This is a genomic window from Streptococcus sanguinis (assembly GCF_019929145.1).
In the GTDB taxonomy this organism is placed as follows: Bacteria; Bacillota; Bacilli; order Lactobacillales; family Streptococcaceae; genus Streptococcus; species Streptococcus sanguinis_U.
Genome location: NZ_JAHZOW010000006.1, coordinates 84,361 through 109,331, shown reverse-complemented (window position 1 = coordinate 109,331; position 24,971 = coordinate 84,361). Strand labels below are relative to the sequence as shown.

Annotated in this window: 28 protein-coding genes; 5 read left to right on the top strand and 23 right to left on the bottom strand. The window is 41.9% G+C overall.

Translation table 11 applies throughout. From position 1 onward, the window contains the following. Positions 1–105: 105 nt before the first annotated feature. Positions 106–1,386, bottom strand: coding sequence for a histidine--tRNA ligase (gene hisS, locus K1I94_RS10740; RefSeq protein ID WP_223315302.1), 1,281 nt, complete (start codon positions 1,384–1,386; stop codon positions 106–108). Between the two features lie 180 nt (positions 1,387–1,566). On the opposite strand from hisS, the gene K1I94_RS10735 reads away from it, so the two are divergent. Continuing rightward, on the top strand, positions 1,567–1,908 hold the full coding sequence (locus K1I94_RS10735) for a metal-sulfur cluster assembly factor (RefSeq protein WP_002899327.1): 342 nt from the start codon (positions 1,567–1,569) through the stop codon (positions 1,906–1,908). 82 nt (positions 1,909–1,990) lie between these two features. Here the strand turns inward: K1I94_RS10735 and ilvD are convergent, their stop codons facing one another. Beyond that, positions 1,991–3,694: a dihydroxy-acid dehydratase gene (ilvD, locus tag K1I94_RS10730; protein WP_023917059.1), complete on the bottom strand. Its 1,704-nt coding sequence runs from the start codon at positions 3,692–3,694 to the stop codon at positions 1,991–1,993. Between the two features lie 255 nt (positions 3,695–3,949). On the opposite strand from ilvD, the gene rpmF reads away from it, so the two are divergent. Together rpmF and rpmG are read left to right on the top strand one after the other, a co-directional pair. Further along, on the top strand, positions 3,950–4,132 hold the full coding sequence (gene rpmF / locus K1I94_RS10725) for a 50S ribosomal protein L32 (RefSeq protein ID WP_002907528.1): 183 nt from the start codon (positions 3,950–3,952) through the stop codon (positions 4,130–4,132). A gap of 15 nt (positions 4,133–4,147) precedes the next feature. Continuing rightward, positions 4,148–4,297 carry a 50S ribosomal protein L33 gene (rpmG, locus tag K1I94_RS10720; protein WP_001265622.1) on the top strand — a complete coding sequence of 50 codons (150 nt, stop codon included), beginning with the start codon at positions 4,148–4,150 and terminating at the stop codon, positions 4,295–4,297. A 90-nt stretch (positions 4,298–4,387) separates the two neighbouring features. On the opposite strand, the gene K1I94_RS10715 is transcribed toward rpmG, so the two are convergent. Then, positions 4,388–4,561: a hypothetical protein gene (locus tag K1I94_RS10715; RefSeq protein WP_002907529.1), complete on the bottom strand. Its 174-nt coding sequence runs from the start codon at positions 4,559–4,561 to the stop codon at positions 4,388–4,390. A 28-nt stretch (positions 4,562–4,589) separates the two neighbouring features. Here K1I94_RS10715 and K1I94_RS10710 point away from each other — a divergent pair, with 28 nt between their 5' ends. Next, the gene (locus K1I94_RS10710; protein ID WP_002907530.1) at positions 4,590–5,198 is read left to right on the top strand and encodes a CadD family cadmium resistance transporter; all 609 of its coding nucleotides are present in this window, start codon (positions 4,590–4,592) and stop codon (positions 5,196–5,198) included. A gap of 17 nt (positions 5,199–5,215) precedes the next feature. Next, a complete protein-coding gene (gene cadX, locus K1I94_RS10705) occupies positions 5,216–5,554 on the top strand; it encodes a Cd(II)/Zn(II)-sensing metalloregulatory transcriptional regulator CadX (protein WP_032916123.1) in 339 nt (112 codons plus the stop codon). Between the two features lie 311 nt (positions 5,555–5,865). Here cadX and K1I94_RS10700 read toward each other — a convergent pair whose 3' ends face one another. From K1I94_RS10700 to K1I94_RS10605, 20 genes are all read right to left on the bottom strand, one after another. Next, positions 5,866–6,417, bottom strand: a complete 552-nt coding sequence (locus K1I94_RS10700; RefSeq protein ID WP_002894152.1) for an ATP-binding protein — start codon at positions 6,415–6,417, stop codon at positions 5,866–5,868. Positions 6,418–6,533: 116 nt separating this feature from the next. Next, the gene (locus tag K1I94_RS10695; RefSeq protein WP_002894155.1) at positions 6,534–6,758 is read right to left on the bottom strand and encodes a helix-turn-helix transcriptional regulator; all 225 of its coding nucleotides are present in this window, start codon (positions 6,756–6,758) and stop codon (positions 6,534–6,536) included. 2 nt (positions 6,759–6,760) lie between these two features. Beyond that, the gene (locus K1I94_RS10690; protein ID WP_002907532.1) at positions 6,761–7,357 is read right to left on the bottom strand and encodes a hypothetical protein; all 597 of its coding nucleotides are present in this window, start codon (positions 7,355–7,357) and stop codon (positions 6,761–6,763) included. 197 nt (positions 7,358–7,554) lie between these two features. After that, positions 7,555–8,589: a SepM family pheromone-processing serine protease gene (locus K1I94_RS10685; protein ID WP_002907534.1), complete on the bottom strand. Its 1,035-nt coding sequence runs from the start codon at positions 8,587–8,589 to the stop codon at positions 7,555–7,557. 52 nt (positions 8,590–8,641) lie between these two features. Next, positions 8,642–9,532 (bottom strand): hypothetical protein, encoded by an 891-nt coding sequence (locus K1I94_RS10680; protein WP_223315301.1) that lies wholly within the window; start codon positions 9,530–9,532, stop codon positions 8,642–8,644. Between the two features lie 49 nt (positions 9,533–9,581). Beyond that, positions 9,582–10,496: a hypothetical protein gene (locus tag K1I94_RS10675; protein ID WP_223315300.1), complete on the bottom strand. Its 915-nt coding sequence runs from the start codon at positions 10,494–10,496 to the stop codon at positions 9,582–9,584. A 160-nt stretch (positions 10,497–10,656) separates the two neighbouring features. Next, a complete protein-coding gene (locus K1I94_RS10670; protein ID WP_002899346.1) occupies positions 10,657–11,256 on the bottom strand; it encodes a glucosaminidase domain-containing protein in 600 nt (199 codons plus the stop codon). Positions 11,257–11,291: 35 nt separating this feature from the next. Next, positions 11,292–12,104 (bottom strand): prepilin peptidase, encoded by an 813-nt coding sequence (locus K1I94_RS10665; protein ID WP_223315299.1) that lies wholly within the window; start codon positions 12,102–12,104, stop codon positions 11,292–11,294. Then, positions 12,101–13,165, bottom strand: coding sequence for a VanW family protein (locus K1I94_RS10660; RefSeq protein WP_223315298.1), 1,065 nt, complete (start codon positions 13,163–13,165; stop codon positions 12,101–12,103). The genes K1I94_RS10665 and K1I94_RS10660 overlap by 4 nt, the downstream gene beginning before the upstream one ends. Before the next feature lie 7 nt (positions 13,166–13,172). After that, complete coding sequence (locus K1I94_RS10655) at positions 13,173–14,261, bottom strand: PRC-barrel domain-containing protein (protein WP_004190350.1); 1,089 nt, start codon at positions 14,259–14,261, stop codon at positions 13,173–13,175. Between the two features lie 55 nt (positions 14,262–14,316). Beyond that, positions 14,317–16,026: an SSA_2305 family type IV pilus system protein gene (locus K1I94_RS10650; RefSeq protein ID WP_263281180.1), complete on the bottom strand. Its 1,710-nt coding sequence runs from the start codon at positions 16,024–16,026 to the stop codon at positions 14,317–14,319. 287 nt (positions 16,027–16,313) lie between these two features. Then, positions 16,314–17,900 carry a hypothetical protein gene (locus K1I94_RS10645; protein ID WP_223315296.1) on the bottom strand — a complete coding sequence of 529 codons (1,587 nt, stop codon included), beginning with the start codon at positions 17,898–17,900 and terminating at the stop codon, positions 16,314–16,316. Continuing rightward, positions 17,884–18,465: a PilN domain-containing protein gene (locus K1I94_RS10640; RefSeq protein ID WP_002899352.1), complete on the bottom strand. Its 582-nt coding sequence runs from the start codon at positions 18,463–18,465 to the stop codon at positions 17,884–17,886. Before K1I94_RS10640 ends, K1I94_RS10645 begins: the two co-directional genes overlap by 17 nt. Beyond that, a complete protein-coding gene (gene pilM / locus K1I94_RS10635) occupies positions 18,465–19,877 on the bottom strand; it encodes a pilus assembly protein PilM (RefSeq protein ID WP_002899353.1) in 1,413 nt (470 codons plus the stop codon). The genes K1I94_RS10640 and pilM overlap by 1 nt, the downstream gene beginning before the upstream one ends. Before the next feature lie 44 nt (positions 19,878–19,921). Continuing rightward, a complete protein-coding gene (locus tag K1I94_RS10630; RefSeq protein ID WP_223315295.1) occupies positions 19,922–21,409 on the bottom strand; it encodes a type II secretion system protein in 1,488 nt (495 codons plus the stop codon). Positions 21,410–21,421: 12 nt separating this feature from the next. Further along, positions 21,422–22,726: a VWA domain-containing protein gene (locus K1I94_RS10625; RefSeq protein ID WP_223315294.1), complete on the bottom strand. Its 1,305-nt coding sequence runs from the start codon at positions 22,724–22,726 to the stop codon at positions 21,422–21,424. Positions 22,727–22,754: 28 nt separating this feature from the next. Continuing rightward, a complete protein-coding gene (locus tag K1I94_RS10620) occupies positions 22,755–23,243 on the bottom strand; it encodes a hypothetical protein (protein ID WP_223315293.1) in 489 nt (162 codons plus the stop codon). A 123-nt stretch (positions 23,244–23,366) separates the two neighbouring features. After that, positions 23,367–23,810, bottom strand: coding sequence for a prepilin-type N-terminal cleavage/methylation domain-containing protein (locus tag K1I94_RS10615; protein WP_223315292.1), 444 nt, complete (start codon positions 23,808–23,810; stop codon positions 23,367–23,369). A gap of 41 nt (positions 23,811–23,851) precedes the next feature. Further along, the gene (locus K1I94_RS10610; protein WP_223315291.1) at positions 23,852–24,295 is read right to left on the bottom strand and encodes a prepilin-type N-terminal cleavage/methylation domain-containing protein; all 444 of its coding nucleotides are present in this window, start codon (positions 24,293–24,295) and stop codon (positions 23,852–23,854) included. Between the two features lie 109 nt (positions 24,296–24,404). Next, a complete protein-coding gene (locus tag K1I94_RS10605) occupies positions 24,405–24,848 on the bottom strand; it encodes a prepilin-type N-terminal cleavage/methylation domain-containing protein (RefSeq protein ID WP_223315290.1) in 444 nt (147 codons plus the stop codon). Positions 24,849–24,971 lie beyond the last annotated feature (123 nt).

The window sequence follows — 24,971 nt, the reverse complement described above, 5'->3', positions numbered from 1 at the left end:
TCAAGTTTTTAAAGATATTTTTTTAGAAAATATATTGACATTGTGTCAACTAAACCCGTTCAAATATCTGATACTATAGCGTTTCTGACTGTTAGGTTAAAACCTTTAAAACCCCAATTTTTCAAAAATAAGCTGATAGTTTTCTTGGATTTGGTCTAGGCTAACAGTAATCTCTTCACGATTATGGTTGTTCTTAACAGTTACCTGACCATTTTCCACTTCGCTTTCGCCCAAGGTGATAAGAGTTTTGGATTTAAAGATATCAGCCGACTTAAACTGAGCCTTGAGCTTGCGGTCGAGATAATCCCTCTCTGCCGCAAATCCTTGTGCGCGGAGAGCCTGCACTAACTCCAAAGCTCTGCTATTGGCACCAGCTCCTAAAACAGCTACATAAACATCCAGAGCGGTTTCAATCGGCAGATCTACTCCTTGCTTGTCAAGAACGAGAAGTAGGCGTTCTAAGCCCATACCAAAGCCAACACCTGGGGTTTCAGGGCCACCAAAGTAAGCAACCAGACCATCATAACGGCCGCCAGCACAAATGGTCAGTTGACTGCCAGCCACCTCTGTTGTAAATTCGAAAATCGTATGATTATAATAATCCAAGCCACGGACCATGTTGGTATTGATGACATAAGGAATCTGTAAGGTCTCTAGCATGGAGCGAACAGCCGCAAAGTAGATACTGCTCTCCTCATCCAGATAGTCCAGAACAGACGGAGCGCCTTCTACAGCCGCCTTGTCCTCGGGCTCTTTAGAATCCAGCACGCGCAGCGGATTCTCCTCCAAGCGACGTTGGCTATCTGCTGAAAGGCTAGCCTTCAGTGGAGTCAGATAATCAATCAAGGCCTGACGGTAAGCAGCTCTGCTCTCAGGATTACCCAGCGAGTTGAGCTCCAAGCTGACATTGGTAATCCCAATATCCTTGAAAAATTGAGCTGCCATAGTAATCATTTCTACATCTGTAGCAGGATTACTAGAGCCAAAACACTCTGCTCCAATCTGGTGAAACTCCCGCAAACGGCCGGCCTGAGGCCGCTCATAGCGGAACATAGAGCCCATATAGTAGACTTTGACAGGCTTTTGAACTTCAGGAGCAAAAAGCTTATTCTCTACATAAGAACGTACCACGGGCGCTGTCCCCTCTGGACGTAGCGTGATATGGCGGTCGCCCTTGTCATAGAAGTCATACATTTCCTTAGTTACGATGTCTGTCGTATCCCCGACCGAGCGGCTAATGACTTCATAGTGCTCAAAAATCGGTGTGCGGATTTCGCCGTAATTGTATTTTCTAAATGTCTTGCGGGCAAAGTCTTCTACATACTGCCACTTGGCTGATTCTTGAGGAAGAATGTCCTGAGTTCCTTTAGGTTTTTGTAATTTCATCTTCTGACCTCCGCCTTCTTTAGTACTTATATTCTATCATAAGTCCGCCATTTTGAGGAGTCTGAAAGGGATTTTTCATTTGGAAGAACTAAATACGTTTTCATGTTCCAAAATAACTTGAAAATAAGTCTGAATTGTGAGAAAATAAAAACAATTCAACTCAGATAGAAGGGGATAGCCATGAGAGACGATATCAAAATCAATGACCGAGCAGCTGCAATTCAGGATAAATTGGTGGAGAAGCTCGAGCGCATTTACGATCCGGACGTAGAGCTAGACGTCTATAACTTAGGGTTGATTTATGAAATTAACTTAGACGAGAATGGCCACTGCAAGGTTGTCATGACCTTTACCGATACAGCCTGTGATTGTGCTGAGAGTCTGCCCATCGCCATCATGGACTCTCTTAAAAAAATCGATGAGATTGAAAGTGCCTCTGTTGAGGTTACTTGGTCTCCTGCTTGGAAAATCACCCGTATCAGCCGTTTCGGCCGCATTGCTCTGGGAATCAGTCCTAGATAAGAAGATGACTAGTTCATCTACATTTAAAGTAAAAATATCAAACCCGCTAGAAAAACTAGCGGGTTCTTTTATCATATATAAGCTATTTTTTACCAGTTTCTTCTGGTTTCCAGAAGTCTGTAACAGCACCTTTAGCGGCAGAGGATACCATGTGAGCATATTTACCAAGTACCCCGCGACTATAAAGCGGTGGGATGGTCGTTTCTGCCTTGCGTTTCGCCAACTCTTCGTCAGATACTGCCATGGAAATTTCCTTGGTATCTTGGTCAACCGTGACCATATCGCCTGTACGAAGATAGGCAATCGGGCCACCATCCTGAGCTTCCGGAGCAATGTGTCCGACAACCAGGCCGTAAGTACCACCTGAGAAGCGACCATCTGTTAGAAGAGCCACCTTGTCTCCTTGCCCCTTCCCTACGATAATAGACGAAAGTGACAGCATCTCTGGCATACCAGGGCCACCCTTTGGTCCAACGTAGCGAACTACAACCACATCGCCATCGACCACTTCATCGGCCAGTACCGCATCAATAGCGGCTTCTTCTGAGTCAAAGACCTTGGCCGGTCCGACGTGACGGCGTACTTTAACACCAGAAACCTTAGCAACAGCGCCGTCTGGAGCTAGATTACCATGCAAGATGATAAGCGGACCGTCTGCACGTTTTGGATTTTCAAGCGGCATAATGACCTTTTGACCTGGTGTCAGATCAGCAAATTCTGCTAGATTCTCTGCCACCGTCTTACCTGTACAAGTGATGCGATCACCATGCAGGAAGCCGTTCGCCAAGAGATATTTCATCACAGCCGGTACTCCACCAACCTCGTAAAGGTCTTGGAAGACATACTGACCGGATGGTTTCAAGTCAGCCAAATGTGGCACCTTCTCTTGAATGACATTAAAGTCATCTAGCGTCAGCTCAACATTGGCCGCATGAGCCATGGCTAGCAAGTGCAGAGTAGCATTTGTAGAACCACCCAGAGCCATAGTCACTGTGATTGCATCTTCAAAGGCTTCACGTGTCAAAATATCAGACGGCTTCAGCCCCATCTTCAGCATTTTCACGACGGCACGGCCAGCTGCTTCGATATCCTCTTGCTTATCTTTGGACTCAGCAGGGTGAGAAGAGGAACCTGGCAAACTCATGCCTAGAACTTCAATTGCCGTCGCCATAGTATTGGCTGTATACATACCACCACAGCCACCAGGGCCAGGGCAGGCATTACACTCAATGCGTCGTACTTCCTCAGCCGTCAAGTCACCATGGTTCCATTTCCCGATTCCTTCAAAGACAGAAACCAAGTCAATGTCCTTGCCGTCCAGATTCCCCGGTGCAATCGTTCCGCCGTAGGCAAAGACAGCAGGAATATCCATGTTAGCAATGGCAATCATGGAGCCTGGCATATTTTTATCACAGCCCCCGATAGCTACAAAAGCATCCACATTATGCCCGCCCATGGCAGCCTCGATGGAGTCTGCGATAATGTCGCGTGAGGTCAGAGAGAAGCGCATGCCCGGCGTCCCCATGGCAATCCCGTCCGCAACCGTAATAGTCCCGTACTGAACAGGCCAAGCGCCCTCTGCTTTGATGCCTTCCTTGGCCAGCTTGCCCAAGTCATGCAAATGGATGTTACAAGGTGTATTTTCCGCCCAAGTGGAAATCACCCCAACAATAGGCGTTTCAAAATCTTTATCAGTCATCCCCGTCGCGCGAAGCATGGCACGGTTAGGAGATTTAACCATACTGTCATAAATCTTACTTCTGTGACGAATGTCCTTATCTGTCATATCTTTCCCTTTCATTACAGTAATCTTTGTGCTTTATTATACCACACTTAGGCTGTATTTTACAGAAGAAAATTTTTAAATTTTCAGAAGATTGGGAAAATATAGAGGCGGATTTGAAACTTTTTCCTATCAAGCAAAAAGAAGAAAAAAATCTGTCAAGTAACTTTACTTTACAAAAAAGTTTTGTTATACTGTTAAAGTTGATGAAAATCATCAAATTGAATCGAATTCACAATCTAAAAGGAGAAACAAACAATGGCAGTACCTGCACGTCGCACTTCCAAAGCGAAGAAAAACAAACGCCGCACTCACTACAAAGTGACAGCTCCAACTGTAACTTTTGACGAAACTACTGGTGATTACTCACGCTCTCACCGTGTATCCCTTAAAGGATACTACAAGGGCCGTAAGATTGCCAAAGCTGCTGCAGAAGAATAATAGAAGGGAGCTACCATGCGCGTAAATATCACACTTGAACACAAAGAATCTGGTGAACGCTTGTACCTTACTTCTAAAAACAAACGCAACACACCAGACCGTCTTCAATTGAAGAAATACTCACCAAAACTTCGCAAGCACGTTGTGTTTACAGAAGTGAAGTAAGCATTCAATACGAATCAATACAGAAGAAAAACGCTGATTTCAAGCGTTTTTTCTTTTTGCCAAATGCGATATATTGCACTGTATTTCAATTCAAACTCTACCTTTTTCTCTACCTTTTTTAGATAAATATATCATCTGGATATTGAAGTTAAGCCCTGCTATAATTTCGATGGCAGGGCTTTTTAATATTTGGTACACTACCTTCTTATCTATATTTTGATGGAGCTGAAGTTGACATCTACAAAGGTTAATGTTAAAATACATTCAAAAATATATTTGAATGAGGTGCTTTATGGTTCAAAATGTTGTTACTTCAATAATCCTGTATTCTGGGACAGCCGTAGACTTACTTATTATCCTAATGTTATTTTTTGCCAAAAGAAAAAGCAGAAAAGACATCATTAACATCTATTTAGGACAATTTCTAGGCTCTGTTAGTCTAATATTGCTAAGTTTACTTTTTGCATTTGTCTTAAATTATATTCCTAGTAAAGAGATTTTAGGTTTGCTCGGTTTGATTCCAATTTTCCTAGGACTCAAAGTTTTGCTTTTAGGAGATTCTGATGGAGAAGCTATTGCAAAAGATGGTTTGCGCAAAGATAATAAAAACTTGATTTTTCTAGTCGCTATGATTACTTTTGCAAGTTGTGGCGCTGACAATATTGGTGTTTTTGTCCCATATTTTATTACCTTAAATTTAGCGAATTTGATAGTGGCTTTACTTACCTTTCTAGTCATGATTTATCTCTTGGTTTTTTCTGCCCAAAAATTGGCACAAGTCCCTTCTGTTGGAGAAACTTTGGAAAAATATAGCAGATGGTTTATTGCCGTTGTCTATTTAGGATTGGGGATGTATATCCTGATTGAAAACAACAGCTTTGACATGCTATGGGCTGTGTAAGGCTAGGAGAAAAAATTATGAAAAAAGATAGTATCTGTCAAGTGGATGTTATAAATCAACAAAATGTTACAACCGCATCGAACTACCTTGAAAAGGAAAAAGTCCAAAAATCACTTCGCATTTTATCAAAATTTACCGATAATAAACAGATAAATATCATCTTTTATCTCCTTGCCGTCGAAGAACTCTGTGTCTGCGATATAGCCTGTTTATTAAATCTCAGTATGGCATCTGCCTCCCACCATCTTCGTAAACTAGCCAATCAAAACATCTTGGATACTAGAAGAGAGGGGAAAATTATATATTATTTTATAAAAGATGAGGAAATCAGAGATTTTTTTAATCAACTAGGATAACAACTATTTTTACTACTTTTCCATGATTATATATAGGACTTATCTATGAAATTTTTTGATGAAAATTACTCACAAGAAAGACCTACTCGTAGCAAATGTTTAAGAAAAAAGTATAATTTAAAGCAAACCGACTTGGACTATAAAGAAATTATTTTCTAAGATATTACCAAGTTTGTTGATGATTTGTTTTACCACTGCTTCAGCTCTATTATATTTAGAGATTTAGAAACTGTAGATAGAAGTGAAATAATTGAGATAAAGAAAAGCCTTTGAAATCAGTATTTCAAAGGCTTTTTTTCTTTTATTCGTTCTTAAACAAAAAATCGATCTTCTGTTTTTATGAGATTCACAGTTTCTCTGATATCTAACTGATCCGTATAAAGGAAATGCTCCTGAGTAATATTTTTAGCTAGAAACTCTTTTCTAGATTTGATTGATAAGTCACCCGTTCTTTCTATTTCATTTCTGGATAGGTCCCTTTCTTTAAGCTTTTCTTCTTCTGCCAGCAATACACAGTATTTTAATCTTGTTTGTCTGGCCTTTAAAAAATCTGTAATTTTTTTGATTTGTTCCTCGAATATGACATAGTCTATGATGATAGTCATGCTTCTATTAAGTAAATTGCTGGTAAGACTAATGATATTGTCCCAGAATAAATCCATGTAGTAGCCATCGTCTTCCCAAGGTGCTACTAAGCCGCTTTTAACCATTAAATAAATCATGTCGCCTTCTATCACAGCACTCTTGTCAAAAGAATAGGCTAATTCTTTACTGACACTGCTTTTTCCAACACCTGGAGGACCCGAAATGATATAAACACAATTTTCCAACCTAATACCTCTATACTCTACATACTTGCTCATATTATAGCATTTTTTGGAAAAAGATAAAAACGATGATTCATATACAAATTGAATACTCTAAGCAGCAAACTGCCTAGAGTATTCTGGTTTATGTCACTAGCAGGTCTCGAAAAGAATTATGCCTCCTCTTTCTGTCTGAGTTCAAAGAGATCTTCCACTTTAAGGTTAAAAACTTGAGCAATTTTGAGAGCCATTTCCAGCGAAGGGTTGTAGCGGTTATTTTCCAAGTGCAGAATTGTCTCGCGCCGCATGCCGATGCGGTCGGCTAGCTCCTGCTGGGTCATGCCCATGGATTCGCGAACGGATTTGAGATTAGTGATAATCTTGCTTTCCTTGGCCATGGTTATCCTCTCCGCTCCAAGATAAGATAGACAACTGCAAAGATGCAAATCAAGGCAGCTATGCTAATAAAGATCTGGCCCATGTAGAGAGTGAGAGAACCCATGTACCCAATGATAACTGCTAGGATCATCAGTGCGCCTAGTATAAAGACAAACATCAAGCTAGCTGCCTTAGCTAAATTAGCATAAAAGCGTTCGTCTGGAGTTTCCTTGACATTTTTCAAAGAGAAAAAACCAAATACAATCGCTTCAATAACGAGGCCAACTCCCAAAATCCATTCCTTAATACTGGATCCTTCGCTTGGGGTTGCAACCCAAATTCCTACTGTATAAAAAATGGTTGCTGCAAACAAAAGCATCGTGTATAGCTTAGCAGACAAGTCAAAAATAGTCTTTCCCTTACCTTTCTGACTCTTATGAGGCCATGGTTTCATATGTAGCCAGCCCCAAATAGCTACAATCTGACCTAACACTGAAATACCGAGAATAATCAACTTGGGTCCCCAACTAAGATTGGAACCAAATAAAACAGTAAAATCAATAAAGAGAGCTGCGGCAATCATCGCAATGAGACCACCCGTTTTTTGACTTTTTTTCATGACAGACTCCTTTCCTTGTGTTAGAAATATTTAACATTCTTTATGTTATAAATATATCACACTTCAATTTGGAAAGCAAGAATTTATGTGCCAAGGTGGCAATTATTTGAAAAAATTATAAAATAAAAGCCCTCGCCAGATAAATAATTAGCAAGAGCTTGTGTTTCTATTGACTATTCATAGAGTAGTAAAGTCTCTTATTCCATCTCTCTGAGGTAGTTCAAAGCTTCGTTGAAGGTTTTGACAGGGACGATTTTCATTTTACTCTTGATTTTGATAGAAGCACGAAGTGCCTCATGGTAGTTAGAGCGCAGCTTGGGATTGTACTGGGCAATATCGGCGTCAATTGTATCATCAGGAACAAAGAAAATCTCGGCGCCTGCCTTATCTGCAGCCATGACCTTCATCTCTATCCCGCCAATCCGGCCAACATTTCCCTTGTGGTCAATCGTTCCAGTACCAGCAATAGTTTTTCCTTTGGTAATGTCTTCAGACACGAGCTGATTGTAAAGCTCCAGACTGAACATGAGTCCACCAGAAGGACCTGCTACACCGTTGCTCTTAAACTCGGTCAGAGGATTCATGGCAACACTGGCTTTAGATCCCAATTCGATTCCCAAACCAGGCTTACCAGTCGTCTCATCCACAATCACAGGACCGCTAGCCAAACCGATTACACCATTACGACTGTACTCAATTGATACCACATCGCCGACTGGCCGCTGTTCCATCTGATCAACGATGTCGTATGGGCTAGTGTAAGTCTGATTGTCAATCTTTAAAATCACATCGCCTCGCTGTAACTCCTTTGATAGAGGCGTCTCGCTGCTGATACCACCTACGTAAATCTCTTTATGCCTAATCTCAACTGTACGACCAGCAGCCTGATAAGCCACCTGCAAAGCATTGAGATGGGAAGAGCCCATAGTGCTGTTCTCTCGCTCTTCCCGTCCCTTCTCCTTATCGAAATAGTTTTCAGGAACAGAGACATACTCTGTTTCCAGCCTGTAATTAGGCAGCAGAGTTAAAAAGAGACTGAACACTCGGGCCTTGGAAACACCAACAGCCATGACATAGATTTTACCTTTTCCTTTATCAGTTCCTCCTTGAACTTGGACAAAGTCTTTGGCATTCAAAGCCGGCCTCACGGTCTCTAATTCATAAGGGAGAGGAATAAAGCCTATCCCAGTTAGCACCAAAGCTGTTATTAAGATTCTTGTTACTGATTTCATACCCTTCCTCTTGTTTCTATCAAGTTACTGTCTGGTCTTGCAACTTCCTAAATTAATCACCAAAATCCACCACTTCTGTATCATTTTCCATCAGAGTATCGGCAAAAACTGTCCGAACAACCAGAACAAATACACCGTAAAAGCTACTGAAAACCAGAACAGGAATCATCTGGATCAAGCCAAGTAAATCAGCCAGTTCACCCAGCAAGGGACCAATATACTGCCTTATCAGATCCATCAGGAGATGAGTGCCCAAGCCAATCAGCCCGCCAAAAGAAGCTAGAAAAAAGCTGAGCAGAACATAACGACCCCTGCGCTCCTTCATCAGCAGGACTGACTTTCTCAAACAGCCATAAAAAGAAAGCGGCTTGGCCAGATTGTCTCTTGAGCTAGTATCCTGAATGATATAAGACAGCAAAAAGAAGTGCGAATCAACCAGATAAGTGAAGAGCAGGTAAAAAACCATGAACAAGAAAGGAAAAAGAAACTGGAAAATTACAATGGCCTCTGGACTTACTGCTCTCCGATAAAAGGCAAAGAGACTAGCCACCCCAAGATTGATGCCGATTGCCGACCAACCCATGTACAAAATCAGAACCTGGACTGCACTGACAATGAAGGAATAAAAGAGGCGAGTAAGCAAGCCATCTGAGATACTGTACCAAACTGCATAGCCAAAATAGAGCTTAACCATCTGCGGATTTCGTATCACTGTCAAGGCAAATTTATTGACGTAAGCAAAACCGAAGGCAATTATAAAAGCCAAACAGGTCAAGACTAAAATGGACCGGTAAGACCAACTCGAAACCAGCGGAAAAAGAAACCAGCCCAGCACTGCAAGCGGAATTCCGACCAGCAAAAGGCCTTTCATCCAGACAAAAGAATATTCTGTAACAAAAATCCAAGCTTCTCTGAAAACCCTTGTTACTTTTACATCATTCATCGTTCATTATCCTAAATCCTAAAACCCTTTCTAATTTTTTTCATAAATATTAATCCCCAAAATTAACTATTTCCCGATCATAAGACATCAGGATGTCAGCCATAACCGAACGGGCTGCCAAGGCATAAATCAGCAAAAAGCCATTTATCATACTAACAATCATTCCCACAATATTAGACACACCAGCACCAAAAAGCAAACTCAAAACTTCTATTAGACCCAATACTACAGGAATAAGCTTTAAGACAAGCTCTACCAGTAAGTAACGCCCCCTCTGACCATTCATACGAGAAAAGGACTTGCCCAAGCTGCCAAAGGCTGACAGAGGACGCAAGAGGTTATCAGAGGAGTTGGTATCCTGAATAATATAGGGCAACAAGAAGAAGTGAGAAACGATAAAATAACTGTAAAACAAATGGAATACCAAGTTAAACATTGGTGCTATCAAAAAAAGCAGGAAGAGCATACTAGCCATCTTCTCTTGATTATTTGCAACCCAAATCATCCAAGTTCCCATATTCTCTTGAAAATTTGCATCTGTCATCAAGAGATTATAGAAGTATACAATAAGAAGTAATATAGCCAAGAAAGATATAAAGACGTAAATAGACATAGAAAGCAAACGTCCAAAAAAGCCATCAGAAATACTGTAGCCAACTGCCCTCCAGAAGTTTCTTCGCACCATCTGCGGATTACGAACCATGGTCAAGGAAAACTTATGGATATAAGCAATTACAAAAGAACTTAGAAATCCCAGCAGAATTATTCTTGGAAGAAATGTAGAAGTCAATGGAGAAAAAAATAGAATTAACAGCCCCAGAATAAAAAATGGCAGTTGAATGATAGCAAGCCCTGCTATCCATACAAAAAAGTAATCAACAGTCAGTCCCCAGGCTTCCTTTAAAACATCGCTTACATCAAACTTTCTTTTCATAAATCCCCTAATTAAGTCATTTTTCGCCATAAAAGACGATGTCGCAGAAGCAAGTTTTTATTTTTTAGTCCTGAGAGGATGATTAGGAATTTTTAGAGCCCCATAGAACAAGAAAAACCCCGTCAATCACCTCACCAAAAGAAATTCTTTCTATAATAAAGCAAGCTGAGACACGATTGTCCCAGCCTCCTTAACCTTTTTTCAAAAAATTTCGAATACGAATCATAATCTTGCTTGACCAAGTTTTGTCAGATGCGTATCTTACATTGATAGCAGCCATGCTCTTACCATTGTAGAACTGACCGCCAGGCTTGAGATAGTGCTCGCTGAGATAGCGGGCAACGGTATCTATACCATCGTCAAATGTTGCGAAATTTCCTGCACTGGAAAAAGGACTGGAGTCATAAGCCATGAAACCAAACAGGTTGTGCTTGGCCTGAGCAATCTGACTGCGGCCGTAATCCGATTCGTGAATAGCCAGCCCTACGAGAAAAATTGCATTAACTCCATGATCTTTCTCTGCTTTTTTGAAAGCTTTTCCCAATCCAGCCATCGGCGTGCCAGCCAGACGACTATCAATGAAATCGGCTGACACTGTGCTTGGCACTGTTACATCTTCTGAAAAGACGACTGCTCCTGTTTTCTTGGCCTGAAACTGATCTGATACCTGCACTAAAGAAGGATCCAGACTGGCCTTTTCATTTGCCGCTGGGCGGCTGACAGGCAACACACTGCCTGAAAGGACAGTAGCTGTCGCTAATGCTATGATAACTTTTTTCTTCCTAAACATTTTTTCTATCCATTTCTATTGTCGCTTTTGGTTTCCTAAATTCCTCCCCAGAAATATAGGATGACCGCCATGATACTCATAGCAGGACCAAAAGGGACTTCTTCTTTCAACTTAAATTTGAATTTCTTAAAGATGGTTGCGATTAAGAGAATCGCTCCAGCCACAAAGAAAGAACCATATCCCAAAATCAGCGTATTCAAGGGGCTAAACCAACTGCTCAGGGCAGCCAAGTAAAGAATGTCTCCCATTCCGAAAGCTTCTTTCTTGTAATAAGCCTTGGCTCCAAAATAAATGAGAGAGTAGAGACCAGCGCCGACTAGCAGCGAAAGGAGTAGTTCCCAATTGAATTCATTGATAAAAAACGTAACAGCCATGCGGCCCAGCCAGAAAACCAGCAGAACCGAGTCCGAGATGTACTGAGTATCAAAATCGATATAACCGATAATGAGACAAAGCGATACCAAAAGACAGGCTGAAACAACCATCCATGGCCCCTGATCTTGAAAGATCAGATAAGAGGCCAACCAGAGCAGACCCGTCAGGAGCTCCACAATGAGATAGCGCGGTGAAATCGGCTCCTTGCAGTGCTTGCATTTAAAGCCCTGCATGATAATCGACACAACCGGAATCAGTTCCACCGAAGTCAAGACATGACCGCAGGACGGGCACATGGACCGACCTTTGGCAATGCTCTTTTCCAGTGGCACACGGTAGATGACGACATTGAAAAAGCTCCCAAATACGACACCTAATATAAATACTAAACTTGCAATCATAATTTTTCCCTTTTTATACTCTTTGAAAGCCTCAGGTGACGGTGTCAAACTTAGACTTCCCTTGAGTATCACTTAGATGCCAGAATGATGGATACTTGCCCCTCCTCCAAACTTAATGAAAACACCATATCTGTTTCTGTATTGTTTTGAATGGTCAATTCGGTCAAACCTTCAGCCGGCGTTCCGACGTTGAAATACTGTCCTCGATAGGAAATAACATTGGTCCGTGAAAAGGCGAGCTGCTGAATGGCATCTACAATCTGCTCAGCACCCTGACCGTAAACTTCTTTATTATCCTTGCCCTTGACTGGCAGATAGCCAGACTCTGCATTCAAAGCGCCTAGCAACTCTGAGATAGACTTGGTCTCACCAGGAGCCAAGTAAACATTCTGCAGCTTGTAAAAGGCTGTCTTCATGTTTTGAGCTTGGGCAGCGTTAGTCGGCATTGGTACTTCCTTACGCTCTATAAAGTGCGTATATTGGCTCAGAAGCTCACTTTGATCTTCTGCTTCAACAGGCGTACTCTCAACCTTGACATCATCAAATTTACCAGTCTTGGCAATCTCCTCAGATGCTTGGATAAAAGCAGCAGGATCAATCTTATAGCCATTAGACTTGTCTCCCACCTTTACATTAGACTCACCATCCATGACCAGATGATTGGTCGTTGGAAGCTGACTGAGAACATCAGGATGGGCAGCCAAGACATCGTTTAAAGGTCTAAGCCAAAAAAGACGGTTAGGATAGATGGAAATCTGTAGATTTTCCTTGGTATCAAAAAACGGTGTAAACTTATCCCAAACTGTCTTGGCTGAGATATTATCCAGCCGCTTGAGCTCTTCTTCTGTGAAATAGCTCAGTCCTAAAAAGCGCATATCTACAGAGAAGTGTTGCCCTGTAGACAGCTGAAATGTAGCCTTATAGGGCAGTTCTCTGTAAACTTCAATCTCAGCTTCGCTCCGAGAGCGAACCTTCATAGAGGGGCGGCCATTGATACTCAGGTCAATCGTTGGATTAAAGACAAAAATGACATAAAATAAACTACCCAGCAGAAAGGCAGCAAGTGTCGCTGCTGGAAGTAGTTTTTGATATTTTGATGAAACCTTTCTTTTTCTTCTTGACATGAATCTCATCCCAACCTTATACTACGCATTCAGCTAAGCGGATAAGGAATTTACGGTCGATACGGCGAAGAAAATCAATGATGTCATCTGAAACAGTATCTCCGGCATTCAGGATAACTCCTCCATCTGCATTAACAAGATCTTTTTGCAGTGTTTTGCCTACTAGAAGACGTTTTTGCCGATCGATAAAGTCGTTAACAGCTTTCTTTGCTGCTGACTCTTCTTCAGCAACTGGAGCTGTGCTGATAGTTGTTTCTACTTCCTCAGCAGGGGCCGCCAATACTTCTTCCAAAGCAGCATCCAGACTCAGCGCTGCATCTGTTTCTTCAACTTCTTCTTCAGCTGGAGCTGTTGTTTCTTGTACCAAGTCTTGAACTTCTGGTTCTTCTGCTGTCTCTACGACTGCTTCAGAAAACTCCAACTCAGGAGCAGCAGCTCCCAGACCTACAGCAGCCAAGGCCTCTGTCAAATCTGTTGCAGCTTCTTCTTTTACATCTACTTTTTCATCTACAACTGGCTCAAATACAGGCGCTTCAGCAACTACTTCCTCAATTTTTTCGGCAGGTTTTGCAGCTTCAGTCTCATGGAGCAAATCTGCTGCAGCCAGACGGCCCATCTCTACATCTGCTTCAAGATGAGGAGCTGTCTTTTTTTCATCATTGAGGATGATATACTCTTTACCAATCATCAAGATGCGTGATTTAGGAATCTGAATTTCCTCGCTGGCATCTTCAGAATTAACCACCAAGTAACCAATTTCATTCTTTTCGTCAATATGATAGTCAACAACAGTTCCCACCTTGTTTCCATCAATTGTGATGACAATTTCGTCAAAGACGCTACCCTGCTTGTCGTTCAAGACCTTCAGATCTGCCTCTTCCAGCTCTTGAAAGACTGAGCTGTTTTCTACCATGACCGCAAAGTCACCAATTCCTTGGATGTTCTTGCTAGACAGCAAGGCAAAAGGCTGTTCAGACTGCTTTGACTTAATGACAAAAGTCAGATTGACCCCCTCGTCAACAAAGACTTCATGGACTTCACCCAGTCCCATCCCTTTTTCAATCTCAATGACAACGGTCCCTGTGATTGTTTTACAACTTTTCATAATTTCCCCTAAAACCCTTCTAATTGATTACAATCAATTGTATGTTTATATAGTATTAATTTTTCACGATTTTGTCCAGCATGTTGAACGCTTCTTGACGAAGATTTTGATCTGAGCTGCCTTGGACAATTTCTTTCAGATAGCTCTCAGCTTCTTGAACTGCATTAGAAGCCAATAATTCCTGACTTTCCAGTAGGAGGAATTGGAAATAGACTTCTTTATCTCCCGCAGTTGCTGCAGCTGGTCTTGCTTCTGCCGCTTCCTCAGCCTTGAGGATGTCAGTGATTTTCTGAAGCAAATCTTCTTCTGTTTCATCTACAGCCGGAACGACCGGAGCAGCTTTGACTTGTGCTTCCTCAACTTTGAGGATGTTAGCAATTCCCTTGATCAAGTCTTCTTCTGTTTCATCTGCAACTGCTTCTTGGATAGGCTCAGCCTGTGTCCAAAGAGCGTCTTCAGAAACTGATTGAACAACTGTTGGTTCAGCAGCTGCTTCAAACTCAAACGTTTCTGCTGCAGGTGCGAAGCTGCTTTCTTCCTCCCAAGTCTCTGCCACTTCAGCAGTCAAATCTTCCTCTTCAGCCCCAAGCAAATCATGCTGAATCTGACTGAGAATATCTTGATAGCCCTGAATATCAGCACGATCACGGCTAACCATAGACTCTTCAGTAGCAGAAAATTCTGGCTCTGCAGCTGCTTGACTGAAGGCGGAATCCATCTTAGCTTGTGGCTCGACATCTGAGTCAGCAAAGAAGAGAGATTCTAAGCTATTTGCTGCTCTCGACTCTTCTGCTCTAACTGGCTTGATATCTCCCGTAGCAGCAAAAACATCTTCTAGGCTGTTGCCTCCTACCTCTTCTGCCACTGGCTGCTGAGCATGTTCTTGCTCAGTGAAGAATTCTTCCTCATCTTGAGAAATAACACCTGTCACCTCAACCGCCTGCGGTCTGAAGTTGCCATAGCTAGACTCCGTATAGGACATCGGTCTGATCTTAGACAGAACAGCAGTCTCAAAGGCTGGATCATCTATATCTGTATAGCCTTGATTGCCGGCTGCATTTGCTTCCGTAGGCTGAATCAGAGAGTTGGCCACCTTAATCTTAGTAGAACCCTTGCGATGATGAAGCAGGGACTGCAAAAATTCATCATTGGCCTTTTGTGCGCTGTGGTCCATACCCACCATACCGACCTCAGCTGCCGCTAGCTGACTGTTTGGCTCGTATTCTCCAAAGGCAGGAGCTGTAGCCAAGTTATCAACAGGGTAGAGAGGTTTTGCTTTCTCAAATCTTGTCATATCCTTTTTGATAGAACGGTCTGCCAGGGTGCGACCAGAAGCAGATACTCTCTGCCTTGCCGGACTTTCCTCAGCCTGAACCCTTTCTTTACTTTCCTTTCTCATTCTACCGGCTGAAGCATTGGAAAAGTTCAAATCTCTAGCAGATGACAAGCTTGCGTCCTTAGCTTCCTTCCGCGAGCTCTTAGCATGCTTCTGGCTTCTGCTTCGCGCTGAAGCAGTTGCTCTCTTCTTGACTGGAGCTAGCTCCTGTGAAAAGAGCAGCACCATATAGACAGCCAAGGCCAAGGCACAGAGCCCAACAAAGGCTATGCCGGGAACTTGTTGAAAGAGGAATGGAGCACCAATCGCAAATAGCATGACCCATACTACGAGAAAAAGGCGCTTTATTAATGAAATCCTAGAAACAAATAAAATGCTAATCGTATGCAGCGCTATAAGCCCTGCTCCAAAAGGTAAAAAATATGCCATTTGAATATTTTCGACACCCCCCACTTTCTAAATGATATTAAACTTTTTCAATGCAAAACCAGTCTTGATTTTGTTTTTCCATAAACTCCATTAAAACCCAAAATAGACTCGGGCGTCTATTCTGAGTTTGCTTGTATTATACTTCAAATATCTCTATGTTTTAGTTTACTATAAATGCACCGTGAATACTAGTCTAATAACTTGGTTTTTAGCATTTTTTTAGAAAAATTTACACATGCTCTTGAAATTTTAAACCATAGACTTATTTGGTATTTTTTCAAAGTATTTTAGCTAACTACCAAGTTATTCACAGATAGGTTATCCAGCTTCATAGTCGTTTCAGGGCTTTCTCCGCTCGGAGTTTCGAAGTAGTAACCCACAATAGTCATTGGATAGCTGAATCCTGGAATATTTTCAGGATCGAAGCTAACTTCGCGCCAGCCAGTCCAGCTGTTAGGACGAATAACGTGAAGGTAAATCTTCTGCCCACTGGCATTCTTGACAATCAAGCCAATCTTGCCCTGCCATTGATTAGACAGAGATAGAGAGAAGCTGATAGCATCCGGCTTATTGTTCAAGGATACATACGGTGCTGCAAATTCCATTTCATACATAGTAGATGATTTTGTTGCTGGAATCTTAACCACGTTTGAACCTGAACCCTCTAGGAAGTCCGTATTGTCAACTGTCACATCATACTGATTGCTGCCGCCTGACTGAGTCAGCTTCAGTGGTGATTCGAAGCGGTAGATAGTTGATGAATTGTAATAAGCTGACAGACCATCATTTCGACTAGACTGAGTGCTAAGCTGCTCCAAATAAGACGGAGCCAGATTAGTACTGCTGTTAGCATTCGCGCTGCTAGTTGTATTGGTTGTTGCGGCCCCCAAACTGCCCTTATTGCCAGTTGCATCAGTGCCGCCACCAGCTGTCGTTACAGATATAGAGCCTGCCTGCCAAGTCGGAATGGCAAATGGAGACTCCCAGTTTGCAAACTGAATCGGTGTCTTATCGACATTGCTTTCCAGAGTCACATAGCGCTCAACGTCTTTAACCTGATAGAAGCGCAGCTTGATTTTACCGCTGGTTAGATCAGGGTTTTTGTTTTCCTCCGTGCTAGACAGGCTTTTCTTTCCGCCCAATTCCAGCTCGCTGGAAACGATTTTTTGTTGATTGCCATCAATCAATTCCAACAATTTCAGAACCTGTGTATAAGTTCCTTCGAACTCAATGTCCGCTGTCATCTGAGTGATGTTAGTATTATTGGTCGTTCCGTTCCCTGGTGTCGCTGTGTTAGCTGCAGTTGTTGTTGCGGTATTGGCATCTGATGAAGAGCTGCTGCTAGATGAAGATGAGGACGATGTACCAGACGAGCTAGAGGTCGTACTGGATGAAGAAGACGTCTCACTCGAGCTTGAACTGCCAGTCGTACCAGAAGAGTTGGAGTTTTGCCCCTTGGACGAAGTCGCAGCCAATCCCTCCTGCTGGAGTTCCAACTCTGTGCTCTCAGTGTAGTTGACAGACTTGAATTTAATACCGCTTTCGTTGACCAACTTATCAATCAAGAAAATGAACTCCCCTTGATTGGTCGTACCATAGTATTTCTTAGCCTGATCCAGAGTCTTAGCATTCAAAGTTTGGAGCTGCTTGGTAAGAGACTTCCTCTGACTAATCTTGGCATTCTTGCCTTCCAGCTCTGTCGATATAGTTGCATGCTCTTCAGCTAACTGCGCCATCCGTGTATAAGAATTTGTTACCAGATACCCTCCACCAGCAAGGACCGCTACTCCTCCGACACAGGCCAACAACTTCTTGTCACGCTCATTTAAATTACTCAGGATTTTTTTCTTTTCTTTCTCATTTTTGCTCTTCATTGAAATCTACATCCTTCGTCAAAATTTTAATGTTAAACTTGTACACTGTATTGTTATCCTTTTCCTCGCGAGTAATGTTATCCACAAAAATATGGTTAAACTTCTCAGACTTACGAAGCTCTTCCTCAAACTTAGCGATGGAAAGATGCTCTTGAGACGAACCATTGATTTCTACATTGTCGTTATTAATCTTGATATCGTCAAAGACCAGGTTCCGTGTCACGTTTTTATTAAGGAAGTCCATAAAGGCTTTGTTTACTCGGTGCAAGCGGCGGAAGTCGCCTTCCAGGCTGGTAAAGAGAAGTTCGTCATTCTTGACCGTAACAATCTTATCTTCAGTCTCAGAGACTGCCTTCAGCTCTTGAGCCATCTCTGGACTCTTAAGTGTCTGCTCCGCTCGGTCAATCTCGCCTTGGAGGTGCATAGCGCTAAACTGGAAGAAGCCAATCAGCACAATCATAATCGCTGCAATCCCAGCAAAAGCGGAAATAGCAGCAAGTTTCAGTGGACTGGTCTTAGCCGGTGCCACATGATATTTTGAAAAGTAGTTTAAATCTCTCCGCATTAGTTTGCTCTCCTAATCAACATGGCTGTAGCTGGAATGAACTCCGCATTAAACTCAGCAGAACCTTCCCACAGTACATTCTCATAATCTACATTATCAATTGAGATGAATTCCCGATTCATGCTCTGCTTCAGAATAGCTGCCAACTGCCAGCAGATGTCCTGGTCACCAAAGACGTAGAAACTGTCAATGTTGAGACCAGTTGATCCGCTGAAGAAGTTTTCAGTATTGAGAATGTGGTTCTTCGCATCAGCCACCCACTCATCCAAGGCCCTCTTCAAGAGACCTGTATCCAGATCATCTGAAGCCACTGCTGGAAGCTTCTGCAGCAGGCTAGCGTCGTCTGCATAGCTCAGGATATCCTTGTAGCCACGGTTGAGATAGTTGCTGGTCACAAACTTGCCTTCTGAGTAGAGATAGACACCAATGAAGCTCTTGCTCAGATGTACCATGCCGACATTTTCCTTGGTCAGCTTCTTGGCACGATTGTTAACCGCCTGAACGCGTTCCAGCCATTTTTCAAAGGTATTAGACTGAAGGTCAAAGACATAAGGTGTCAGCTTCAAATTCTCAGCCAAGCCCAAGTATTGCTCTACCACACCTTTTGGCACAGCATAGACCATGAGTGAGCGAGTATCTTCATCAAGCGGAAAAGCTGAATTGGACTCTTGCTCTTGGAACTGGATAACATAAGAAGTCGGATCAATATCCAGATATTGCTGGAGCTCGTAAGATACCAAGCCCTCAATATCCTCATCATTCTGCACACTAGCTGCCACATCAACTGAACGGGCGATAATATTGGTATTGCCCAGAGCAAAGAAAGCGTACTTAGCAGTGATAGCATGCTGCTCCATCAGGTCGCTGATAATATTTTTGAGAGTAATCGGGTCGATAATCTCACTGTTCAGCACAACACCTTCTGGCAGATTGGCAGATGCCATCTTGATAATCTCCAGTTCATTGCGCTTCTGTCTAGCAACAACCAGATAGACTGATTCGTCAGTGAAGTCAATGGCCATCAGATTGCCCTTGATTGGCTTGCCAAACATAGTGTAAGGTGCATGCATTCTAGTAACCGGTTGGCTCGCTGCACCACTGCCTTTCTTAGCAAAGAGTGAACGATTTCCAGACTTAGCAGGCATGTCATCACTGCCACTATTCTTAGAAAAGAGCGGCTTGTTGAGCTTGGTTAAGAAGCTCCCTTTTGCTGTTGACTTTTCCTCATCGTCAAAGTCTTCTTGACGATCTGACTTGATCTGAACTCCTTGAATAGATAAGTGTTCTTTATGTTTCCCTTTTGATGAGAAGAGCGGTTTATTTAATTTTCCTAAAAATGAGCCTTTTTTCTCATTATCTTCTTCGTCCAGAGCTCTTCTGCGCCCCTTGGACGAAAACATATTTTTTGCCATAATCTCCTAATCTCCCTTATTTTTCCTAAAAACTATTTCCCTAATTATTTCGCTCTGTATTTGTCGCTGAAATACTCAGCAAGAATATTAATCTCGCTGTCTGTCAACTTCTTGTTATAGACAGCAAACTCATTTATAAAAGTTTCTCCGCCAAATATAATCTGACTTCTCCTAATATCATGAGTCACACCATTACGCTCCATGAAGAGTTCGTGTGTGTGAGCTAAAGCACCATTGACGAAGACTTCAAGTTTTAAAATCTTGTTTGTCACAGAGGCGCGAACCTGAATCGAATTGTCCTTTGTATAATCTAGTACAACATTTGCATATTGTCGACCACCATTATTAGCATTAGTGTTATCAACTGTCTCGATAGCAATTTTACCATTAGCTTCCAAGCTAACTGTCCAGTTCAAGGAATTATCTAACTTATAAGTTAACAGCGAGCCTGTCTGCTGACGATTGCCAATTAAAATCGAGGTCGTATAACCCTTATTGAAATCGTGATTACTAAACTGAATTTTGGAGTCGTTAAGAGCGATTAGCTGTCTGGTCTGATTGATAGCTGGTTCTTTATAGTTGATAACAGGAATAACAGCTCCATAAACTCCATTCTTTTTAGTCTCCGCATAGTTTGCCACAACAGTATTACTATGCGCTACCCCATCAGCTGGTATCGCTGAAATTGTGTTATCAGAGTTCCGCATCAAGGCTAAATCAGCATCTGTATGAAGTACTAGATTTGGTCTCATTCCTTGATTGGGAAGCCCCATAACCCAAATTCTCTGTGGACCTTCTTGGTATTTTCCTACACGTCCAAATGAGTTAATTCCTCTCGCTGCAAAGGTTAGATAACGTCCGCGCATTTCATCTGTGATAGCAATCGGTTTCTCGTTACTGCTTATTTGTCGAAAATCATCTGGTAGCTTAGGTAATACTATACCAAAAGCAGTATTTTCTATATTAGTCCCCAACGTTCCTACTGGAACAATCTTACTATTATTAAAATTAATACTGGACTCGCTGAGAAACCAAGCAGAACTGGTATGAATCTTGGCCTTTGTAGACTGTTTATTGTCTTTGAATCCTGCTTGACCTGCCGGACCAGTCTCACCAGCATAATAATAATAACGACTTGTATCCTTTAACGAAACGACCAAATCCTCAGGAATATCCAAGGGGATTTCCTTTTTATTTGCGGCAAAGAGATGGATATTCTTGACTTTATTATCCTTATAAGACAGGGTCGTACCCTTGACGCTAACGCTGTTGCTCCGGCCGTTTTTACCTATACGATAGGTGAAAGTTTCAACATCGTTGCCACTTCCACCATCTTTTTTAATTTTTGCTAACCGGGTTTCAAAATCTTCCTGAATGTCAAAGTTCAAAGCATTTTGATTACGCTGGCCCAGAATATTCTGGTAACCAGTAGAAAAGAAAGTCAATAATCCTGCTGCAATGACACCTATCAAAATGAGGGCTATCAAAACCTCAACTAGAGTAAAACCTCTGGTTCTTCGCATTTTTTCCATCGCTCTTCCTTTCTACGGACCAGACACAAACCAAAGATCCTGTTGAATTTGCTTTTTAATGTCAGCAAACGTCTGTTCCAAAGCAGCTTCATTAGTCGCAATGACAAAGGTAGACTCTACCTTTCCGACTGTTTTGATTTGATCAGCTATTTTTTGTCCGTCTTTTATTTCTTTTACATTCCCTGAAAAGCCGATGACACTAATACGCTTAACACCAGAGCCGAAGGTCTTTGCCACTTGTCCCACATATTCCGTAGTCAATGAAACAGGTTGATCAGCTTTAATTTGCTTACCATTTGTTGGGAAATTTGCTGTCAGATCATACTTCCCAATCCCGTCAGGAGAGGCTGTATAGGCATTTGGAATACCGTCAGTCAGCAAGACAACATATTTTAGCTGGGCTGGATTTCTCTGAAGACTTACCAAGCCATAGCGAAGCCCATCTCCAGGGTTAGTAATCCAACTTGTAGGGAGGGCTTTAATCTTAGTTTTAATTGTATCTGTGTCCTTATCTAGCTCTACAAAATCTTCTTGAATATAACTTGCATCACCAGAAAACCGAACCAAATTAACACTAACGTTCCCTATTTCCTTGAGGTCATCAACCAAAAGATTTGCTTTGGTCTTCAAAATATTCATCCGGGTTCTACTATCTGTTGGTTCCAATTTCTGATTCCACAGGCCATAAGCCATAGAGCCTGATGTATCAAAAACGAAGGAAACAGCAGTATTTACCTGACCTTCAATAGGATCGTTCCGATAAGCAAGGGCAATTCCTTTCTTGCCCTTGGCTACTTTCGATATAACCTGCTTGGTATTAAGAGCTGAAATTGCTGTATCGATGGAGAGTTTATTCTTAGAGTTTTTATATTGGCCTGTCAGATTGTAGTTAATCAACCGATTATCCTGATAAGATTCATCTGCCTTAAACTCTAGATCAAGTTGCATATCATAGAGGGAATTAGTCCCTAACACTGACTCGTCCCATCTTTTAGTTGACTTATTCCAAATATAATTTATAACTTTCTTCCCATCAGGGGATAAGCCGATATAATTCCAACCCTCTGTTTTTCTGACATCCTTGCCATATTTGCTCTCGTCAAGAACGAAAACAGAGGTCGCCTTACCAATGGTACGATCCACATATTGCATAGAAGTTCGCATTTCTGATTGGATACTAGCTTCCCGCTCGATTATATTGCGGCCTGAAAACATTGTATTAAATACAAGACCTATCAGAAGTCCCACCATACTTGTAAGGATGATGGCAATAATGATTTCAGTCAGTGTAAAACCTTTTTGTATTTTTTTCATCATTCTTTCCTATTTAAATTTTTTTATCCATCTATTTAGCCGAGACTAAGTGGCCCTCTTCGGAACGGATACCTTGCGTTTCCCAGTTAAAGATTACAACATGCTCATAATAATCTTTACTATTAGCCAAGGTTGACTTTGATTTAATAGTTATAACATAATTTCTAGGGCTACGGTCATCACCTTCAAAGTCTCCATTCATCTCAATCTCAGCTTTACCTCCATCTTTGAAGGTATGGGTAGAGATAATAGGATCTTTAGGGATTCTTCCTTCCTTATCTTGCGCCCGCCTGCCAAACTCTGCATAGAGAGGAGAAGACGCTCCCTCACCTAAAGCCCCCCAAGCAAGCTGAGAGCCAGATGTCGCTATATATTTGGCTTTAAGGTAGCTATACATACGCTGGGTTTGCATCTGTCCCGTATCTACTATAGAAGCCATAATACCCAGCATGGCCACCAGCAGCACAATAGCCACAATGACCATAGGCAACGTTGACCCCTGTCTTTTTTTTCCTTTCATGGATAATATCTCCTAGTTTTCTCTTTTGATATTGCCAAAATAGTTGTCATCACCTGACAACTACTTTGGTAATATCCGACTGCCGTTGCAGTCGGAATAGAGATTTTCTCTAATTTTCTATTACTAGCTAGCGCTATTCAATCTCCAGTCAAATTCCCAAGTAACTGGCTTCCCGCCACTAGCCGGTGTATAAGTCGAAATCAGCTTATGACTCGTCTTATTAACCTCATGGGCAATCTTGCCATTATCTGCTGCAAGGGTCTTAGAAAGCTCTCCTGAACCTTGAGATTCTTTGGCTATATAAGGTTTTAGCGCATCAAGATCTGGTACATCAGCTGTTTCTGGATCTACTTGAGAACCTAGATAAGACTGTATAGCCTGGATCAGCTGACGATGTTCCGACTGGATACGTGCCTTGCGGGCAGTGTCCTGGAAAGAAACAAGAGAAGGAATAGCGACTGCTGCGAGAACTGCGATGATGATAATCACCACAATCAACTCAACCAAGGTAAATCCTTTACCTTTTTTCTTCAAGTCCTGACGGAACTCTTTAAGCCTATTCAGCATTCGTTGATGTTCTCCCTATTTTTAAATCTGAGCTTTTATAATTAATTAGTACTGTTCTCGCGCCAGTTGTAAACCCATGTTTTTGCTTCTCCACCACTCTTTGGAGTATATTTAGAAGTCAGAGTATGAGCTGTTTTATCAATTACGTGTGCGGCAGTACCGTTATCTTGTGCAAGAATCTTATCAAGAGCGCCTTCTTTTTGAGAGGTTTTAGAGATATATGGCTTCAAAGCATCAAGATCTGGTACATCAGCTGTTTCTGGATCTACTTGAGAACCTAGATAAGACTGTACAGCTGAAACCAACTGACGGTGTTCTGTTTCGATACGGCTCTTACGCGCGCTGTCTTGGAACCCTGTGATAGCTGGGATAGCTACCGCTGCAAGAACAGCGATGATGATGATTACGACAATCAACTCAACCAAGGTAAAACCTTTACCTTTTTTCTTCAAGTTCTGACGGAACTTTTGCAATTTGTTTAACATTTGAATAGTTCTCCTTAAGTAATTAAATTTTTGTTTTAATAATGAATAATCAATTTTGCCAAACACCTCAAAGGCAGGGTTTTACTAGACTTTGAGATATAATACGCAATTAATTAGTACTGTTCTCGCGCCAGTTATAAACCCATGTTTTTGCATCTCCGCCACTCTTTGGAGTATATTTAGAAGTCAGAGTATGAGTTTTTGGATCAATTACGTGTGCGGCAGTACCGTTATCTTGTGCAAGAATCTTATCAAGACCACCTTCTTTTTGAGAGGTTTTAGAGATATATGGCTTCAAAGCATCAAGATTTGGTACATCAGCTGTTTCTGGATCTACTTGAGAACCTAGATAAGACTGAACAGCTGAAACCAACTGACGGTGCTCTGTTTCGATACGGCTCTTACGCGCACTGTCTTGGAACCCTGTGATAGCTGGGATAGCGACCGCTGCCAAAACAGCAATGATAATGATTACGACAATCAACTCAACCAAGGTAAAACCTTTACCTTTTTTCTTCAAGTCCTGACGGAACTTTTGCAATTTGTTTAACATTTGAATAGTTCTCCTATTTCTTTTCCATATATTTTATTATATTCGCCCACAGAGGCATTTGTTTTGTTCCTAGCTGGGAGACCCCACAAACTCCCAGCATCAGAACGGTTTTCCTAACTTTTT